We start from the raw sequence: 19,495 nt of genomic DNA on the forward strand, positions 1-19,495 counted from the left end.
CTTACTGGTCCCGTCTGCACGTTTCACTATTTGTCATTTAGAATACCATGGGAAAGCAGGGTTTGCAAAGAGCCGTCCGGCGAATTTTTTGGGATGGAGGGAAGCAAATTTAATGTTTGACCTTCAGGGGGACGGGTAAAGTATTTATAATCTGTTACCAGGAGGTGGATTGATTTGAGTAAGAGCACTAATGTCCAGCAGGAACAGAATCAAAATGCCAAAGAAGCCGCCGAAATTCAAAACAAGGCGATCAGAGAGTTTGTCGAGGAAAAAGCCGGAGATTCCCGTACTAAGGGACCGGTTGATGAGAGTACAGCCCGTCTGCCGGATGATCAGAACCGTCTGATCACGCAGCATAATTTGCGCAAATAAATAATTGTTTTCCGGGAAAATACAGCAAATGCCCATCCGGCTTCAAGACAGGAGCCGGATGGGCATTTGCATTTTTCTGCTGTTTATTCGTCCGCCAGTCCGGCAACCGTTGCTTTGAAGGTTTCAATGAAAGCTTCGGCGGCCCGGGATAAGTAGCGTCCGCGCCGGTAAGCGACCACCAGGGTACGGCTGGGAACCGGATCAGCCAAAGGCAGGTAGACAGGTACGAATTCACTCCGCGGAGCACGTGCGATGAAATGGGGCACCAGCGTTACACCCATCCCGGTGGCTACAAGCGACTGAACGGTCTCCATATTATTGCTTTCAAAAACAATCTGCGGCTCAAAACCGGCTTCACGGCAGAGTTCAACGGTCATTTTACGGAAGCCCTGACCTTCTTTGAGCACGATAAACGGTTCATTCTTAAGCTCATGCAGTGAGGTACGGATACCCAGAGCACTCCGCGCTGCCAACGGATGCTCAGGCGGGACTGCCAGATCAATCCGTTCCTCGCCAAGCACCTCATAGGCCAGAGTCGGAATCTCCAGCGGCAGGGAGAGCAGGCTTAGATCCGTCTGGCCGCTGGCGGTCAGCTTCTCCAGATTCATTGAGGAGTCCTCCAGAAGGGTGATTTCAACCTCGGCATATTTGCTTTTGAATACCGGCAGTACATGCGGCAGCAGATGCGCACCGGTGATCGGCATGCTGCCAACCACGACCCGTCCGGTCCGCAGCTGGGAGATATCGGACATTTCCTGGCGCAGCAGCTCCACGGCATCAATGATCGCCTGGGCCTGCTCAACGAATTTCTCCCCGGCATGGGTCAGCTCAACGGAGCTGGTATTACGCTGGAAGAGAAGAACACCCAGCTCTTTCTCCAGTTTGGAGAGCTGCTGGCTCAGTGAGGGCTGGGCGATATGCAGCTTGTCTGCTGCACGTGAGAAGTTTCTTTCTGCAGCGATCTGAAGTGTGTATTGCAATTGTCTGAGTTCCACGGACAGGCTCCTTTAATATAAAGAATGGATAATCTATTTATAAGTATAACCTATAGATATCCGATTTAGTATAGGTGGTTGTTTGACAGCGAAAAGAGTGGTGTGCTTCAGCAGGTTGATAATCTTACATAATCTGCATATTAAATATCTTTATTTTGAACATAAGGATATACTTAAATTATTCTTCAGGAGCCCTTATGCATGCTCTAGGCATACGTTCTTCGAAATAAACGGGGGTGTATTATGGGTGTTCTGGCAAGATTAATACAATCATTTGACGAGCTCGAAGAACAGCTGGGGTATTTTATTCATAATAATTCGGCCATCGAGCCATTGGATGAGAATCATGACTATCTATACGGGGAGACCGGCTTCTGGTCTAAGCCACAGCCTCATCAGGCCTATATGCAGAAGCATGTGCTGGCGGATTACCTGCAATTAACCGCTCTCTGCAGCCAGGTTCTCGTCAATGTCAAAAGCGAACATTATCACAAGTTCGAGCGGAGCACCGCTGTCGTACTCAGTCATATCAGGCAGAACACACTGCTTCCGAGCAGGACACTGGAAGATGTTTTTAATGAGATTAAGCTGGAAATGGACATTCAGCGTGGAATCATTGCGGGTACGTATCAATAAGGAAACAGCAGAAGCTTAAAGAGTAAGGAACTACTTTCGGCGGTTGTACTGCAGGCGCGCGCTATAGGATGAACCTATAAGTGCTATAGAAATCATATCTTGGAATTATAAACGTACTGATGTTATATTTAGAACATTCAAGAGAGACTCCACGCTCTCATCCAAATGGAACGATTCTACTATATGAGGTGAAATTCATGGGCAACAAGACAATGTTTGAAAAGATTTGGGATAATCACGTTATTCATCAAGAGGAAGACAAGCCAAGTATCATTTATATCGATCTGCATCTGGTTCATGAGGTTACTTCTCCGCAGGCCTTTGAAGGATTGCGCTTGAGCGGCCGTCCGGTCCGCCGTCCGGGACTTACTTTCGCGACTATGGATCATAACGTGCCTACCAAGGACCGCTACAATATTACAGATCCGATCTCCAAGCAGCAGATAGATACCCTTTCACAGAACTGCCGTGATTTCGGTGTCAGACTGTTCGATCTCAATGATATTGACCAGGGCGTTGTACACGTTATGGGGCCCGAAATTGGTCTGACACATCCCGGCAAGACCATTGTCTGCGGGGACAGCCACACCTCCACACACGGAGCGTTCGGTGCGCTTGCCTTCGGGATCGGCACCAGCGAAGTTGAACATGTGCTTGCAACCCAGTGTCTGCAGCAATCCAAAGCTAAGACGATGGAAGTGCGCTTCACGGGTAACCGTAATCCGGGAGTGACCGCCAAGGATATGATTCTCGGCGTCATCGCCAAATACGGTACCGATTTTGCGACTGGTTATGTTATCGAGTATACAGGCGAAGCAATCCGTGAACTGTCGATGGAAGAACGCATGACAGTCTGCAATATGTCGATTGAAGGCGGAGCTAGAGCCGGCCTGATCGCACCGGACGAGACTACGTTCAACTATCTGCGAGGACGTCAATATGTGCCGCAAGGTGAAGCTTATGACGCTGCTGTAGAGATCTGGAAGGGTCTTGTAAGCGATGAAGGCGCACAGTATGACACTGTCGTAGAATTCGATGTAGAAACGCTGATTCCGCAGGTTACCTGGGGTACCAGCCCGGGAATGGGTACGGACATCAACTCAAGGGTGCCGAATCCTGCAGACTTCACCACTGAAAACGAACGTAAAGCCGCTGAAAAAGCGCTTGAATATATGGATCTGGCACCAGGTACGCCTATCTCTGAAATCGGTATTGATTATGTCTTTATCGGCTCCTGCACCAACGGCCGGATTGAGGATTTGCGGGCTGCGGCTCAAGTTGCCAAAGGCCATAAGGTATCCGATAAGGTGACGGCAATTGTTGTACCGGGCTCCGGACGCGTTAAGCTGCAGGCTGAGAAGGAAGGTCTGGACAAGATCTTCACAGAAGCCGGTTTTGAATGGCGTGAAGCAGGCTGCAGTATGTGCCTGGCCATGAATCCGGATGTTCTGCAGCCTGGACAACGCTGCGCATCGACCTCCAACCGTAACTTTGAAGGACGCCAGGGACGCGGCGGACGCACGCATCTGGTTTCTCCTGCCATGGCGGCTGCGGCTGCAATTAAAGGACGGTTCACCGATGTCCGTGACTGGAATTACAAGACGGAAGCCGTCAACTCATAGAATAATTGAGAGAGCAGGAGGACACAGCAAATGGAAGAATTTAAAAAATTAACAGGTATTGTAGCCCCGGTAGACCGGGTTAATGTAGATACGGATGCAATCATTCCGAAGCAATTCCTGAAACGGATCGAGCGTACCGGGTTTGGACAATTTCTTTTTTACGAATGGCGTTTTGATGAAGCAGGAAATGATAATGCAGCGTTTGAGATGAACAAGCCGCGCTATCAGGGAGCATCCGTGCTGATCTCGCGTGCGAACTTCGGCTGCGGTTCCTCCCGGGAGCATGCGCCTTGGGCCATCATGGATTACGGGTTCAGAGTGGTAATCGCCCCGTCCTATGCCGACATCTTCTATAACAACTGCTTCAAGAACGGCATTCTGCCGATCAAGCTGTCGGAAACGCAGGTGGATGACCTGTTCAGCCGTACCGCAGAGCATGAAGGCTATACACTGACTGTAGATCTGGAGAACAACAGATTGAGCGATGAATACGGCCTTGCCATTACGTTTGAGCTGGATGAGCACCGCCGCCAGTTTCTGCTGCAGGGATTGGATGATATCGGTCTGACGCTTCAGCACGCAGATGAGATTGCCGCGTACGAAGAACGTCATGCGGCCAAGCTTTTCGGCTAAGCAATGCGGGGATGTTTGCAGGGAAGTGAGTGAACATCTGGCGAAGAAATTCGTAAACTTTACAAATTTTACACAAAACTTCTATTTCCGGGTGTCGGAAATAGAAGTTTTTTTGCTATAATCGATATATTCATTGCCTGTGAAGGCAACTTTTGGGGATTTCTGTCGTCTTAATCTTATCTATGGTTCTATCAATTGACAAAAGGGAGAGGAAAGGATGAAGAAAGCCGGACAACGGATGTTATTCCTACTGCTGCTGCCGCTCTTGTTACTGTCATTCGCCGGCCATGAAGCTGCCGCTGCCGCAAGCAGCCAGGGAAGGATTGTGATGGACAGTAAGGAGCTTGCGCTGCCCAAAGGAGTCATCCTTGAGAACGTGAATGGAAGCGTTATGATTCCGATCCGGGTGGTGGTGGAGAACCTTGGTTTTGAAGTGCTCTGGGAGCAGACCACCCGCAAAGTAACCGTCCAGCAGGACGGCAAGACAGTACAGCTCGCAGTAGGAAGCAAGACGGCTGAAGCCGATGGCGTAAGTCTGCTGCTGAATGCCGCACCCAAGCAGAATGGCGGTACTGTACTGGTTCCTATCCGTTTCGTGAGTGAACAGTTCGGACTCAGTGTCGGCTGGGATAATTCCGACAAAACAGTCTACTTAAGCGGCGGAATTCCGCTTGAATCCCCTGTATCTGCAGATCCGCTGCCTTCAGCTACCGTGGCACCTGCAGCCTCTGCAGGCCCTGTGGTGGCAGTGCAATCCCCTGCTCCGACACAGCTGCCTCAGACCAATACAGAGAATACTGAAGAGGTCGAGGGCAGTATTACGGCCTCTCCGACTCCTGCAGTTACGTCCCCGACAGTGAAGGGGGCTGTATTCAGCGAGAACCGTCTTATTGTAGCGGTTGCCGGAGGTGCCAAGCCTACGGTGACCAAGATTACCGGACCAGACCGGATTGTAGTTGATTTTCAGGGAGCAGCGTTTGCCTCTGATTTCAGCGGCAGCTTTCCGGGGGTATCTGCCAGCGGCAGTCCGCAGGGAAGGCTGGACGTAAGCGGCTACCCGCTGGTATCTGAAATACGCTATGCACTGTTCAGCACCAGTCCTTCTACGGTCCGGTTCGTAATCCAAACCGCAGGCAGCCAGAATTACCAGCTGAGTACGGATGACAGCACAGGGCTGGTGACGGTAGATCTCAACACGGTGAATAGCGGAACTGGCACACCGGTGAATACAGGATTGACTGGCAAGCCTATTGTAGCGCTTGATGCAGGTCATGGAGGCACGCAGCCGGGAGCAATCAGTCTCACTGGCAAAGCGGAAAAAGACTTCAATCTTGCAGTTATCCTTAAAGTTGGAGCGATTCTCACACAAGAGGGCTGGGCAGATGTTGTATACACACGAACGTCGGATGTTACTCTCGGTCTGCAGGACCGTGTAAGAATTGCTGAAGCTGCAAAGGCTACGCTGTTTGTTTCGCTGCATGGGAATTCGTTGGATGTAGGGTATCCGAACCGTGACAAAGTCAATGGCAGTGAAACCTATTACAGCCGCAGCGAAAGTCTTCCGCTTGCCCAAATCATGCAAAAGCATCTGGTAGCCGGTACAGGGTTCAAAGATAACGGCGTCAGATCGAAGAGTCTGCATGTCACCAGAGAAACAAGCATGCCAGCTGTTCTGCTGGAGGCAGGTTATCTGACGAATCCGGGAAATGAAGCGGCTATGTACAGCGAGCAGATGCAGAATAATCTGGCACGGGAAATTGTAGCGGGAATTAAGGAATATCTTGGGCTTTAAGTAACGCGGCAAGGGAGCTGCGTGTGAACAGTCCTGATTTTTAATGGTATTTATTCGCAACTTTTAAGTTCATCAGGCGTCTAAACTATGTCGAAGGTTGTCAGTAGGATTGCACCAAGAACGCTCGTTTGGGGGCGGAATACTAGAGTCTTAGAGGTGAAGAATGAAGAAATTTGCTTGTATGCTGTTGCTGCTGTTGTTCTTTGTTGTGATTCTGCCGGGGCATGGACAAGCTGCTGCGGCTACCAACAAGATTTTCCTGGATGGACAGGAACTGACCGCAGGGCAGGATGTTCCGGTGGAAAATGTAAACAACTCCATTATGGTGCCGCTAAGAATGATCGCTGAGAACCTTGGATACAAGGTGGACTGGAATCAGACAAGCAAGACCGTTACGATTGAACAGCAAGGTAAGACTATGCAGCTGATCGTGAATCAGACTGCAGCCTCCGTAGACGGCAAGACCGTGGTCTTGACCACGTCACCGCTTCTGCGGAACGGTACAACTCTCGTGCCGATCAGATTCATCGGAGAGCAGTTTGGCCTTACAGTCAAATGGGACAATACGAAGAAGATTGTAGATCTTATTACCCCGGAAATCCCGGATACTAACACGGAAACAGGTGGAAGTAACGGAGACGGGGGAACCGTTGTAGTACCGCCGGATGATGCGGCAAGCGGCCTGAGCATGATTAACGGAATCAGCTTCAACGAGAACAGGCTAAGCATTGCACTTGAGGGCAACACCCAGCCGAAGGTTTCCAAAGTGAGCGGACCGGACCGGATTATAATTGACCTGCCGAATGCCACTTTCTCGGATGTATTCGGTACAGGACAACAGCTGGATCCCAACCTGAACGGTATGCTTACGGTTACGGATTATCCGGATGTAACCGGTGTGCGTTACTCGCTGTATAGTACCGCCCCGTACACTGTACGTTTTGTAATTGACCTTACTACCTCGAGAAATTATAGCTTTGAAGTTTCGGGCGATGTCTCCAAGCTGATTGTCATTGATTTGAATGCGCAGAGCACTGGAGATACTTCTACACAGCCCGGCAACAGCGGGCGTAAACTGGTGGTGCTCGATGCCGGGCATGGCGCCAAGGATTCCGGGGCCGTTGGGGTTACCGGTAAATACGAGAAGAATTTCAATCTGGCTGTTATTCTGAAGGCGGCGGAGCTGCTGAAGCAGGAGAACAAAATTGACGTGGTTCTGACCCGCAGTGATGATACCTTCCTTGAACTGAAGGACAGGGCGGCAATTGCCAACAACCTCAAAGCCGATTTATTCATCTCTGTCCATGCCAACAGCAGCGGCTCGTCCGCAGCAAGCGGAACAGAGACCTACTATCAGCGCGAAGCCAGCAAGGCTCTGGCAAAGGTGATGCACAAGTATCTTGTACAGGCTACCGGACTTAGTGACCGGGGCGTACGTTACGGCAACTTCCACGTTATACGCGAGACAACGATGCCTGCGGTACTGCTTGAAGTTGGCTACCTCAGCAACAAGAATGATGAGGCACTTCTGTTCACGGAATCACTTCAGAACAAAGTTGCTGCATCAATGGTCAGCGGGATTAAGGAATATCTCGGGGTTCAATAACAGCGGGCGGCAGCCAGGGCCGCAAAGTCGGATTTCGGCCATAGATTGGGGTCAGAGGACTTTGCGGCCCTGTCCTGCCCGTATTCATATGGAGGGGGTTATTTAGTGATGAACAAGAAATTGACATATGCAGGTATAGCAGTATTACTGCTCGCAGTAATTTCGGGATGCGGTGACAAACCAGCCGCCTCACCGGCAGATGCAGCGGGACAGGATTCATCCTCCGTATCGAGCGGAGCTGAAGGAAACGCAGGGAACGACAGCAGCGCTAATAGCACTAGTGCACCTCAGGCTACAAGTACGCCGGAGCCGGCAGCCACGGAAGCTCCTGTAGCTACTGAACAGCCGGCAGCGCCAGAGAAGCAGAGCCAGACTATCAAGGTCTATTATACAGATCCGCAGCAGACAGATCTGGTGGCGGCCGAAGTCTCTGTCAGCTTCACAGATGCCAAAGACAAATATACAGAGGCCTTTAAGGCTCTCCAGAGCAGCAAGAATGCCGACCAGATTCCGCTGTGGAGCAAAATCGAGCTGAAATCACTGGAATTTACGAATGGACAGATTGTCCTGGATATTCATAAGCCGGATGAGGCACAGCTTGGTGCAGGGGGTGAGGCCCTGGCAATCAGCGCATTGTCCCAGACCTTCTTCCAGTTTGAAGAAGTGAAGAATATCGATGTGCTGGTAGACGGAGAACAAGTGGAGAGCCTGATGGGGCATGTGGATCTCGTGCATCCAATAACGCGTGAGAACAACGGATTGTAAGCATTGCGCAGGAAATAGGCCAATGGCTGACGAAGTAGGCAACATAGAAATTCAGATGAGCCATAGAGAGGGGAATATCGAATTGTCCGGTCACAAAAAATTAAAGCGTAAGGTTCAATCTTATTCTGCTAAAGCGGTGTCCGCCGTTCTGGCCGGCACTATGGTGCTTGGCGGCACGGGAGCGGCTTTTGCCGAAACCACATCAACCGGAACACCGGCAGCTGCCGTAACTCCCCAGTCAGCAGCAACAGCTGCAGGGATATTCAGTGATGTCAAAACAGCCTTCTGGGCCGAGAAACATATCTACAAGCTGGCAAGCCAAGGCATCGTTGTGGGGAATAACGGTTTATTCCGTCCGGGTGACTCCGTTACCCAGCAAGAAGCTGTTCTGATGGCGCTGCGCTTTATGAAGCTGCAGGGTAACGTGAACACAAGCACAGATGTGGTTCTTCCTGCTGATTTCATTGTAACTAACTATTACAAGCCTTATGTTGTGCTGGCTTTTCAGCAGGGACTGCTGGATAAGACGGTAGAAATGGCTGCAGATAACCTGAAGACCTCCTGGGGAGAGCGCAAGGCCAGCCGCGAGTGGGTCGCAGAATTACTGGTCCGGTCACTGGGTAAGAGTGCATCTGCAGCAGCGGCAGCGGGTGAACCGACCGGTTTTGCCGACGATTCCAAGGTATCTGCGAATAAGCGCGGCTATATTAACACCGCAGTTGATTTGGGCCTGGCCAACGGACTGGACGGCAACCGCTTCGACCCGCAGGGAGCAGTTACCCGCGCCCAGCTAGCCACCTTCTTCAGCCGTGCTGAGGCACACAACACGCTTGACTACGATAATACTTTCAAAGGAACGGTAAGTTCACTGAAAGACGGCAAGCTGACGCTATTTAGTAACGGCAGCACTACGGACTTCACACTGAATGCGAACACTGCATATTTCACAAGTACCTCGGAGACCCGCATCTCTCTGAACGAGATACAGCCCTACACCAAGGTGACTGTTATCGGAGCAACCTATAACGCAGCATATGTAGAACTGACTGACCCTACACAACAACTTGATCAGGCGGAGGGGACGTTTGCGAAGCTGTCTACAGGTATAATTTGGGTTGATTCTGCTAACGGGTATGACCAGTACGCCTATGACGCTGCTACTACCTTCCATGATGTTAACGGAGCGGTGATTCAACCTTCTTCAATTACAGCAGGAAGCAAAATATCGCTGCTGCGCGAAAGCTATAGCGGTGCGCACAGGGTTGTTAAAGTTCAAGTCACTTCTGGTGTTGTCAATAAAACAGCAACCGGTACGATCCAAAGTGTGGATACGGCTTCCAAGAGCATAACGTTCAAAAATGCAGACGGGACTACAGAAAGCTTCAAATGGGAGGATGGTACTTCACTATTCAGCTCCCAGAACTCTATTCTTCTCCCGGCGGAGCTGAAAACCGGAGCTGCAGTCTCGTATACGATTAAGGATAATGTGATCCGTACAGTCGAAGTAACCTCGGGCGTAGAACGTACAGTCAAGGGCTTTATCTACGAACTGACAGATACTACAATCGTCTATCAGAAGACTGACGGCAGCCGTGAAGTGAAGCTGCTTGCAACAACACCTGCTATTGTTATTCCTAATGCCTCCAGTCCGGTTATTGGAGATCTGATTGCAGATAAGACAGCCGGGGACAATGTTCAGCTTACGCTGAACAGCAGCGACCAGGTGACTAAGATTGAAGTGATCAGCCGGCAAATTGAACAATATACTGCAGCCACAGTAGTAGATTATAATTCCAAAACACAGTTTCTCACCTTTACAGACAACAACGGCAAAGCACATGTCATCAAATTGGATGAAAAAACAAAGCTTGCCTATGGCGGATTAATTACGACCTCACTGACTACGATGGGAGCCAAACTGGTTGAAAACCGTAAGATCGACGTGACTTCCATTAATGAACGCGCGATGTCTGTAGAACTGTCAACGAAATATACAGGAACATTGACTTCAATCAATGCTACTACACGTACAATTGTGATTAAGCTGAGCAATGGTCAATTGCTGACTATGGCTTATCCGCTATCCGTAGATATGTTCGGTAAAAATAGCGCGGCCATTACCGACGTAGCACTGAATGTTCCGGTAACGGCTGTGCTCTCCACCAACCAGGATATTATCTCGGTTCTCCGGGTGACTTCGGCCAGCCAGCTTGAAATTGCAACCGTTAATGCCAACACTAACAAGATGACTGTAAAATGGGCCGGCGGCAGCAGCGAGCTCTATCTTGCCGCAGTTCCGCTCACCAATGAGGCAGGACAGAAGATATCGCTTAGCGAGGTAAAAGCAGGGGAATACGTAAACGTAAGCTTTGAAGGCTCCACGCCATTATCGCTGCAGTCGGTTAAGCAGTATTCCGGACAAATCTCAGCAGTGGACGCTGCAGCAAAAACCTTGACCGTGAAGGATTATTCCGGAGTGTCTCAGAATTTCACCGCCAGCGCAGGGGTGAGAATTACCCGGGACGGTGTAACCACTACTGATCTGAGCGGCCTTACTACAGCGGACCGGGTATTAGCGCGTAAGGACGCCAGCGGGGTAATCATAATCTCGGTATTCAGTCAGCTTAGCCGTACCTTCTCGCGTTATGAGACAGCGACCAATGAAGTCATGACCAAACGCGCTACTCTGAATGAAAATTATAAGTTTGTGCTTGCGCCAAACGCATATATTCATCAAGGTGACACGACTTTACCCGTGCAATCTCTCAAAGAAAATGATAATATTATAATGTATTTCAACAACGACAAGATCGTGGAAATAGTGAAACAATAATCGTTTTGGTGATTTTCCGTGTGAAACACCGTCTTGATTCAGGCTTTTGCCCTGAATCAAGACGTTTTTTTTGAAATATAAGGACAGCGCTGTGTTCACTTGAACGCTAAGGAAGTATACGATATAATGTATTCTTTGCTTATATTTCTTTTTATTTAGAGATGTTATGCCCGAGTGATCAACTTCGGGTGTAAGTACTCCGTGGAGGGGACGCTATGAAAGTTGCAGAAGTCCGCCACATCCTGGATACCATCGGAGGCATGTTCCCTGATGCGCATTGTGAGCTGAACCATAGTAACGCTTTTGAGCTAACTATAGCGGTGCTGCTCTCGGCCCAATGTACGGACGCAACGGTGAACAAGGTGACCGAGGACCTGTTTCAGAAGTACAAAGCTCCAATCGACTACATTTCAGTGCCGCTTGAAGAGCTCGAGCGGGATATCCGGCGGATTGGCTTATTTCGCAACAAGGCCAAGCATATTCAGAACCTCTGCTCCATTCTGATTGAGCAGTATGGCGGAGAAGTGCCTCAGGCCCATGATTTGCTGGTAACCTTACCGGGTGTCGGCCGCAAGACTGCGAATGTGGTCATATCCAATGCTTTCGGCGTACCGGCCATTGCCGTGGATACTCATGTGGAACGGGTAGCCAAACGGCTCGCGCTTGCGGGCTGGAAAGATTCGGTGCTGGAAGTGGAGAAAAAGCTGATGAAGGCGGTGCCGCGTGACGAATGGACGTTAACGCACCACCGGCTGATCTTTTTCGGGCGTTATCACTGTAAGTCGCAGAATCCGCAATGTCAGGTCTGCCCGCTGCTGGATGTATGCCGGGAAGGCAAAAAACGTATGAAAACCGCTGTAATCAGGAAAGATAAGGTTCATACGAAATCAAACAAAGATTTAGAGATGAAGAAGAGGATGGGATAGAGATGAAGTGCATTTCTGTATACACCGATAATTTTGAAGCGTTCTCCGATATTTTTGACCGTGTGGTGGACAGCCCTATGGAAGAAAATGAAGAGCAGGAAGTAGAGGGCATCACAATCAGCCATTCCGGCGATGTGCCTGAGTTCTACCTGGAGCGTATGTCCGTGAAACCTGAAGTGGTTGTAATGAAGGACAAAGCCCGCGGCCTTACCATTCTGCAGCACGGTAAAGTGTTCGAAATCCTGCTTCCAGTCCTGGAAACAGCTTAATAGCAATTCATATGTACAAAGAGCCGGCCCTTGGGCCGGCTCTTTGCGTTAAACGATAAGAATATATAGGTTTGGGGCCCTGGCAAATTCCTGAATAATCATCGAAGATTAGGCCTTAGTGTGTGAGGTGTTATATGCGTGTTTGGCTAATCTGAGAACGCTCTAAGCCTTAGAGAATAGGCAATGTAAACCATAAGAGAAGGCAGGAAGAACACGGCACACAGCAGCAGGGAAACATGCGAGATGTTTTGAAGCAGCTGATGGTCCCACACCTGCCGGGAAAGATATAGCAGCACACAAGTGATGAACGTCAGCAGCATGACTACAATAGCGAAAATTTTGCTGGTACGGGTGATTTTGCGGTATTTCTCATAGAGTGTTGAGCGGTCTGTATGAATGGGAACGGTTCCTGGTTCAGCAACGAAGATATGCATATCCCCGGCGGAACACACATAACCCCAGCCGCTGTCAGCGAACATTTCACGGTACTCATTCTCGTCCTTCTGCGGCACATGCTGGATGTCCAGACAATAAATTTGCTTATGCGCTGGACCTATGCGGACAATGAAGCCAGAACCAAACAGGGAGAACCGCTCCAGCAGCCAGCCTTTCTCCGACAACCTGCTTAATTTATTCATTTCATTCTGCTCGGCAAAAGCCAGTCCTTTAGACGGAATGTACCGTGTCTGCTTATTCGTTTTCATGAGTCAACGCCTCCTTAGCATTTAGCTGTGCTATGTTCCCGTGCCTCGACATGCGCAGTCTCCGTTCAATCTCAGCCTCCACCAGAGCCGTTCCGCTTGAAGTAATCTGATAGGTCTTGCGCCGCTCATCCTCATCCTCGTTCAATAGAATGTAGCCGGATTTCTGCAGTTTCTTAATTAGTGTATAGAGTGTAGCGGGTCCCATCCTGACCTCGCCTTCGGTTAGCTCTTCGATGTACTTCATGATTGCATAGCCGTGCTTCGGAGTGAGCAACGCGAGCAGAATATAATAAGCTGAGTCAGATAATTGCTCCATTTGCAATGGGTTATTCTTGGTCATTACACACCTCCTGTCCGATAATAGAAGATCCTTAGTTATATATCCAAGTTGGTTATATCCACTTGTGATATATCCGATATGGATATAGTAATAAATCTGGAATCATCTGTCAAGGGGGGGATTAGTCCAGCGAAGTCTTGTTTTTCGTGAAGGATTATAGCTGATTTTGTAAAAGCGGCTAGTTGATTTGTGACAATCTGATGATAAAATGTAATTATTCTATTCTTGCTGATCAGATAAACATACTAATGTTATAGCTTCTCATAAGTGGAAGCCCGAAGCCTATAAATTCTTATCTATAAATAAAATTGGATGCACATGTTGTAGATTGCAGAAGGTGGGGTTGTCGTGGGAGCAGAACGGAGCAGGATGAGAGAAGTAATATCCGGTACATCAACGCTTATGCTGCTGAAGCAGCAGCTGGAGAGCTGGGGCGAACAGAATAGTGCGCAGATAGCAGCAGATCTGATGCTCAAAGAGCAGGCGGGGGAGCTGACCCTTGCCTTCTGCGGACATTTCTCCGCGGGGAAATCTAGTATGATCAATGCCCTATGCGCAAAAGCAGTGCTGCCTTCAGGTCCGGTTCCGACCAGCGCCAATATAGTATCGATCCGCAGCGGGGCTCCGCGGGTAGTGCTTCATGCAGAGCCGGAGGCACCTGGGAGTTCTGCACCGGCAATAGAGACTACACCAGACCGGCTGCAGGAGTACTGCCGCCAGGGCGCTGAATATTCAGCGATTGAGGTCTGGGAGGAAGTCCCGCTGCTGGGGAAGCACGGCGTTCTAATGGATACTCCCGGGGTGGATTCAACCGATGAGGGGCATCAGGCAGCGACCCACTCGGCGCTGCATTTAGCTGATGCCGTGTTCTACGTCATGGATTACAACCATGTGCAGTCGGAGAATAATCTGGCGTTTGCCAAAAGTCTCAGCGACTGGGGCAAGCCGCTGTACCTTATCATCAATCAGATCGACAAGCACAGAGAACTGGAAATCTCCATAGTGGAATACCGGCAGCAAGTAGAAAGCGCTTTCCGTGAATGGGGAATTCATTTCGCGGGTCTGTTGTTCACTTCACTCAAAGTTAAGGATCATCCTCTGAACCAATGGGATGATCTGCTCGCGGTAATTGCAGCTCTGCTGGAGCAGCGCGGAGAACTGCTCGGCTACAGTCTGTCCCGTTCCATGCACCATACGGCAGCTGCGGTGCTTGCAGCTTACCGCGAGGAGCAGCAGGAGGAGCGCTCTCAGTTACTGGAAGCGGCCGGGGGTGCCGGTAAGGAAGAAGTGGAGGCAGAGATCCGGGCAATTTCGCAGGCTGAGGAGCTGCTCGTGCAGCTGCCGGAGCAGATGCGGCTGGAGCTGCGGAGTAAGCTGGATGCCCTGCTGGGCAACAGCAATCTGATGCCAGCCGATGTAAGGGATGCTGCTGGAGCCTATATCGAGAGCAGCAGCCCGGGTTTCCGGCGCGGGTTATTGTTCACCGCGGCGAAACGGGAGAAGGAGCAGGCAACGCGGCTTCTCCACTGGCACGGGCTTCAGCAGAGAGAGATCACTGCCCAGCTGGAGTGGCATATACTCCAGCTTGTGCGTGACTGGGCTGAAGGCGCAGGGCTGTGGCAGGAAGGGGCAGAGCCGCTGCTGAAGCAGGCGTTCCCGGCGGTGAGCCAGCAGTGGCTGGCGGATCAGGTGAAGCCGGGAACCGGGTCGTCAGGCGAGGCGCTGCTTAATTTCTGCCGCGCGCTTGCGGCAGAGATCAAGGCACAATTCCGCCGCGCGGCCCTGGCCTTCGGCGAGCAGCTGCTGGCCCAGCTGCCGCCGCTGCTGGACGAGCGGCGCGCGGAGCTCGCGCGCCGCGAAGCGGCCCTGCAGCGGCAGGCGCACGCGCACGCCGCGCTGGCCGCCCTGGACCGCGCGGCTGCCGCCCGCGCGGACGAACTCGCGGCGCTGCTGCCGCCGCGCCGTACCTCACCCCCGGCGTCCTGCCGGAGGTGAGGGCCCTTACGGCTGGCGCGCCAAGCGCCGCCAGCCCCGTGAAGCCGCCGCGCAGCGCGCGGCTTCACACCCCGCCGCCGCAACGTGGGCGGCGGGTACGCACAGCCGGCGGGCGGACGCCGCCGGCTGACGCAGGCCGCAGCGGCGCTGCACGCAGCGGCCGGGCTGCTGCGCCGCGAGCCGGCCATGGCCTCGGCTGCGCGCAGCCTGGCGGCGCGGGCGGAGGACCTCGCCGGCGGCCGCTTCACGATGGCGCTGTTCGGAGCGTTCAGCGCCGGCAAATCCTCCTTCGCCAACGCCCTGCTGGGTGAAGAGGTGCTGCCCGTGTCTCCGCATCCCGCCACGGCTGCCGTCGGCCGCATTCTGGCCCCGGAGGGCGGATTCGCCCACGCGACTGCGGCCGTGACCATGAAGTCTGCGGAGGATTTCTGGGACGATATCCTCCATTCCTTCAGTGTGCTTCAGCTGGCACCGCCGCAGCACTCAACCTGGACTGCGGCGGTGGCCCGCCTGCAGACCGGCGGGCTTCATCCGTCCTCGCTGCCGCATGCCGGATTCTTACGCGCAGCGGCAGCGGGCTGGGAGGAATCCGGCCCGCTGCTCGGAACAGAGCGTACGGTCAGCCTGCAGGAATACCGCAGCCTGGTAGCCGATGAGAAACGGGCCTGCTTCGTGCAGAGTACCGACCTCTATTATGACAGCCCTCTGACACGGAGCGGCATCGTATTGGTTGACACCCCCGGAGCGGATTCCTTACATGCCCGGCATACCGGTGTAACCTTTGGCTACATGAAGAATGCGGATGCGATCTGCTTCGTGACCTACTATAATCATGCCTTCTCCAAAGCCGACCGCAGTCTCCTGGCCCAGCTGGGAAGAATCAAGGACAGCTTTGCCCTGGATAAAATGTTCTTCATCATCAATGCGTCCGACCTCGCTTCAGACGAGGCAGAGCTGGAAGATGTGAAGCAGCATGTGACGCAGAATCTGCGTGCCGGCGGCCTGACCTCCCCGCGGATCTATGCCTTGTCCAGTCTGCTCGCGCTGGAGGGCAAGTCGCGCGGGGTACGGGAGTCCTACGAGGCTTCCGGATTCAGCAGCTTCGAAGAAGCGCTGTCTGAATTTGCGGGTGAGGAGCTGCCGCGCCTGTCACTGGCGGCGGCGAGGGATAGCCTTAGCTCGGTCCGGCTCCGCGCGGAGGAATGGCAGCATATGGCGCTTATGGCAGCGGACCAGCGGGAAGAAGGGCTCCGGCGGTTCCGGAAGCGCCGGGATGACGCAGGCCTCCGGCTGGCACAGCTTGAGCGGGAAGAGCGGCCCATCCGGGATCTGCGCCGCGAGGGTGAGGAGCTTCTCTATCATGTCCGGCAGCGCCTGTCCTTCTCCTTCGGCCGTTCCTTTCAGGAATCGTTCCATCCCTCTATCCTGCGGGAAGAGGGCGGTCATCTGAAAGACATCTTCATTGCCTGCGGCCGGGAGCTGGAGCGCAGTATCCTGCGTGAACTGGAGCAGGAGCTGTGGGCGACCACCCTGCGGCTGGAGGCGGCAGGGCGCAGGCTGGTAACTCAGGCGGCTGCAGCTGCAGCCGCAGAACTTTCCATCCCGGGACAGGAGCTTCAGCTACTGGAGAATCCAGACGAGCGCTGGCCCGCCCCGGCAAAGCTCGATTGCTCCCTTGCCCCGCTGGATTGGGCAGCACTGTGGAGCCGCTTCAGATCACCGCGTTATTTCTTTGAAGGCCCTGGACGGGCAGACATCCGCACAGCTGCCGAGCACTGGTTCAAAGAAGCTATTGCTGCTGCGGCTGTAAGCCAGGAAGAACGGCTGCTGTCTTTCTATACCGGTGCGGCAGCGGCGGCACTTTCCCTTGCCGCAGAGCAGCTGCGTGAAGGTCTGGCCGAGCAGGAAGCGGCCATGTCGGAACTCCTGAAAGGGGGTGATTCAGCGCAGCACTGGGGCCAAATTGCCGGCGAATTATCGCTCATGGAGCAATCTTTCGTCAATATGGTGGACAGTCATCTGTGAAGTTTGTAGGAAAATGTCGAAGAACGCTTGCAATCTGCTGGTTGATGGATGAAAATAAAGAAGCCTGAAAATTTACAATGAAACTGCGACAATTTACAGAAATAGAGAAGTCGGCAGTCAAATTTGCGAAAAGAGGTTGGAGTCGACAATGTGGGGAGCTCCTTTTTCAGCCCGGAGCAAGAAGCTGCTGCTGCTCGGCAGCGGTGAACTGGGTAAGGAAGTCATTATCGAAGCTCAGCGCCTTGGCGTAGAGACCGTAGCTGTGGATCGTTATGAAGCTGCACCGGCGATGGGTGTAGCCCACCGCTCTTATGTACTGGATATGCTGGATGCAGAGGCACTGAAGCAATTAATCCGTTCAGAGAAACCGGATTTGATTGTCCCCGAGATCGAAGCTATTGCTACCGGAGCGCTGGTGGAACTGGAGGAAGAAGGTTTCCTCGTGGTCCCGACCGCACGTAGCGCCAGACTGACGATGGACCGGGAAGGCATCCGCCGCCTTGCGGCTGAAGAGCTGGGTCTGCCGACCGCCGGATACCGGTTCGCTGACAGTCTGGACGAACTTCGCCAGGCCGTAGGTGAGCTTGGAACACCGTGTGTGATCAAGCCGATTATGAGCTCTTCCGGCAAGGGACAGAGTATTTGCAGGACACCTGAGGATGCCGCAGAATGCTGGAATACGGCTCTGGAAGGAGCACGTGCCAAAGGTACACGCGTCATTGTAGAGGCTTTTGTCACTTTCGAGAGTGAGATTACATTACTTACCGTCCGCTCGGTTAGCGGAACCGTATTTTGTCCGCCGATCGGCCACATCCAGAAGGATGGCGATTATGTGGAATCCTGGCAGCCGCATCAGATGAGTGAAGCGCTGCTTGCCGAAGCACAGTCGATGGCCCGGGCCGTTACGGATGAGCTTGGCGGATATGGGATTTTTGGAGTGGAGCTGTTTCTGACCACGGACGGGGTACTGTTCAGCGAAGTATCACCCAGACCGCATGACACAGGTATGGTTACAATGATTACGCAGGATTTGTCGGAATTTGCTCTGCATGTCAGAGCCATTCTTGGATTTCCGCTGGAATCGGTACGTTTGTTGACACCGGGTGCTTCAGCTACCCTGAAGGCCGAAGGAACTGGACAAGCTTTTGCGGTAACCGGGATAGATAAGGCACTTACTTTTCCCCGAACGCAAGTCCGTGTATTCGGCAAACCGGAGATCCGCCCTGGACGGCGGATGGCAGTAACACTCAGTTCAGCGGAAGATGTGGAAATCGCGCGGACGACGGCCAAGCAGGCGGCGTCTATGCTAAAAGTGGAGGTATACGAGGATGAACAGTAGTACTCAGGAGCAGGTACTGCAAATTCGCAAATGTGGCATGAATGATCTGGAGAGAGTTACAGCCCTTCTGCGGGAATTCGGCTATCCGACGACGCTTAGCGTGATGAAAGAGAGAATGGAAGGCATGGAGCATGATCCGCTCCACTGCACAATGGTCGCAGAACTCAATAACGAAGTTGTGGGAATGATCGGACTCCGGCAGGTGAAGTCCTATTACAAACATGCAGATTGTATTACGGAAATTACCGCGCTGATCGTATCAGAGGAACTTAGAGGACAGGGCCTTGGCAAAAGACTCGTATCCGCAGCGGAAGAATGGGCACGCCATCAAGGCTGCTGCCAGCTGTTCCTGCGAAGCGGCAACCGCGTCGAACGTGCACCGGCGCATGCTTTTTACCGCCATATCGGATTCGAAAAGACAGCAGGCTACCGCTTTAACAAAGCATTGCTATAATTCCTATACGTAACCGAACATCCCCATCCCGGCATAAGCGGGATGGCTTTTTTTTATTTCCGCCAGAATAGAGACTACTTAGTAAGCACTGTAGACATCAATGTTGTACGTTGTACAACATTGATTCCCGGATACCGGGGTGTTTGGACAGATTGTTGTACGAAATACAAGAATTATCGTACTAACCCG

Annotated in this window: 17 protein-coding genes; 14 read left to right on the forward strand and 3 right to left on the reverse strand. The window is 52.3% G+C overall.

Features of this window, described 5'->3' with window-relative positions; genetic code table 11:
- Positions 1–174: 174 nt before the first annotated feature.
- Positions 175–372, forward strand: a complete 198-nt coding sequence (locus NSU14_RS09590; RefSeq protein WP_042138574.1) for a hypothetical protein — start codon at positions 175–177, stop codon at positions 370–372.
- An 83-nt stretch (positions 373–455) separates the two neighbouring features.
- Here the strand turns inward: NSU14_RS09590 and NSU14_RS09595 are convergent, their stop codons facing one another.
- The gene (locus NSU14_RS09595) at positions 456–1,367 is read right to left on the reverse strand and encodes a LysR family transcriptional regulator (RefSeq protein ID WP_039308847.1); all 912 of its coding nucleotides are present in this window, start codon (positions 1,365–1,367) and stop codon (positions 456–458) included.
- 243 nt (positions 1,368–1,610) lie between these two features.
- Between NSU14_RS09595 and NSU14_RS09600 the strand changes: the two genes are divergently transcribed.
- The 9 genes from NSU14_RS09600 (at position 1,611) to NSU14_RS09640 (ending at position 12,449) form a co-directional block, all read left to right on the forward strand.
- Positions 1,611–2,003, forward strand: a complete 393-nt coding sequence (locus NSU14_RS09600) for a hypothetical protein (RefSeq protein WP_042138573.1) — start codon at positions 1,611–1,613, stop codon at positions 2,001–2,003.
- 197 nt (positions 2,004–2,200) lie between these two features.
- Positions 2,201–3,625, forward strand: coding sequence for a 3-isopropylmalate dehydratase large subunit (gene leuC, locus NSU14_RS09605; protein ID WP_340944407.1), 1,425 nt, complete (start codon positions 2,201–2,203; stop codon positions 3,623–3,625).
- A gap of 30 nt (positions 3,626–3,655) precedes the next feature.
- Positions 3,656–4,258, forward strand: coding sequence for a 3-isopropylmalate dehydratase small subunit (leuD, locus tag NSU14_RS09610; protein ID WP_039308853.1), 603 nt, complete (start codon positions 3,656–3,658; stop codon positions 4,256–4,258).
- Positions 4,259–4,475: 217 nt separating this feature from the next.
- Positions 4,476–6,050, forward strand: coding sequence for an N-acetylmuramoyl-L-alanine amidase family protein (locus NSU14_RS09615; protein WP_076243331.1), 1,575 nt, complete (start codon positions 4,476–4,478; stop codon positions 6,048–6,050).
- 163 nt (positions 6,051–6,213) lie between these two features.
- Positions 6,214–7,656 (forward strand): N-acetylmuramoyl-L-alanine amidase family protein, encoded by a 1,443-nt coding sequence (locus NSU14_RS09620; protein WP_340944411.1) that lies wholly within the window; start codon positions 6,214–6,216, stop codon positions 7,654–7,656.
- Between the two features lie 108 nt (positions 7,657–7,764).
- Complete coding sequence (locus tag NSU14_RS09625) at positions 7,765–8,421, forward strand: GerMN domain-containing protein (protein WP_042138566.1); 657 nt, start codon at positions 7,765–7,767, stop codon at positions 8,419–8,421.
- A 22-nt stretch (positions 8,422–8,443) separates the two neighbouring features.
- Positions 8,444–11,254 carry an S-layer homology domain-containing protein gene (locus NSU14_RS09630; RefSeq protein ID WP_340944415.1) on the forward strand — a complete coding sequence of 937 codons (2,811 nt, stop codon included), beginning with the start codon at positions 8,444–8,446 and terminating at the stop codon, positions 11,252–11,254.
- A 215-nt stretch (positions 11,255–11,469) separates the two neighbouring features.
- Positions 11,470–12,180: an endonuclease III gene (gene nth / locus NSU14_RS09635; protein WP_042138565.1), complete on the forward strand. Its 711-nt coding sequence runs from the start codon at positions 11,470–11,472 to the stop codon at positions 12,178–12,180.
- A gap of 2 nt (positions 12,181–12,182) precedes the next feature.
- On the forward strand, positions 12,183–12,449 hold the full coding sequence (locus NSU14_RS09640) for a hypothetical protein (protein WP_039308864.1): 267 nt from the start codon (positions 12,183–12,185) through the stop codon (positions 12,447–12,449).
- Between the two features lie 146 nt (positions 12,450–12,595).
- Here NSU14_RS09640 and NSU14_RS09645 read toward each other — a convergent pair whose 3' ends face one another.
- Both NSU14_RS09645 and NSU14_RS09650 read right to left on the reverse strand, forming a co-directional pair.
- Complete coding sequence (locus NSU14_RS09645) at positions 12,596–13,153, reverse strand: DUF2812 domain-containing protein (protein WP_340944417.1); 558 nt, start codon at positions 13,151–13,153, stop codon at positions 12,596–12,598.
- The gene (locus NSU14_RS09650) at positions 13,140–13,493 is read right to left on the reverse strand and encodes a PadR family transcriptional regulator (RefSeq protein WP_042138563.1); all 354 of its coding nucleotides are present in this window, start codon (positions 13,491–13,493) and stop codon (positions 13,140–13,142) included. Before NSU14_RS09650 ends, NSU14_RS09645 begins: the two co-directional genes overlap by 14 nt.
- A gap of 369 nt (positions 13,494–13,862) precedes the next feature.
- Between NSU14_RS09650 and NSU14_RS09655 the strand changes: the two genes are divergently transcribed.
- From NSU14_RS09655 to NSU14_RS09670, 4 genes are all read left to right on the forward strand, one after another.
- On the forward strand, positions 13,863–15,488 hold the full coding sequence (locus NSU14_RS09655) for a dynamin family protein (protein WP_340944419.1): 1,626 nt from the start codon (positions 13,863–13,865) through the stop codon (positions 15,486–15,488).
- An 84-nt stretch (positions 15,489–15,572) separates the two neighbouring features.
- The gene (locus NSU14_RS09660; RefSeq protein WP_340944421.1) at positions 15,573–17,513 is read left to right on the forward strand and encodes a dynamin family protein; all 1,941 of its coding nucleotides are present in this window, start codon (positions 15,573–15,575) and stop codon (positions 17,511–17,513) included.
- Positions 17,514–17,661: 148 nt separating this feature from the next.
- Entirely contained in the window at positions 17,662–18,852 is a 1,191-nt protein-coding gene (purT, locus tag NSU14_RS09665; RefSeq protein ID WP_076243330.1) for a formate-dependent phosphoribosylglycinamide formyltransferase, read from the forward strand.
- A complete protein-coding gene (locus tag NSU14_RS09670; RefSeq protein WP_042138559.1) occupies positions 18,842–19,306 on the forward strand; it encodes a GNAT family N-acetyltransferase in 465 nt (154 codons plus the stop codon). Before purT ends, NSU14_RS09670 begins: the two co-directional genes overlap by 11 nt.
- Positions 19,307–19,495: the final 189 nt, after the last annotated feature.

The organism is Paenibacillus sp. FSL R10-2771, from assembly GCF_038000205.1.
Classification (GTDB): Bacteria; Bacillota; Bacilli; order Paenibacillales; family Paenibacillaceae; genus Paenibacillus_AQ; species Paenibacillus_AQ phytohabitans.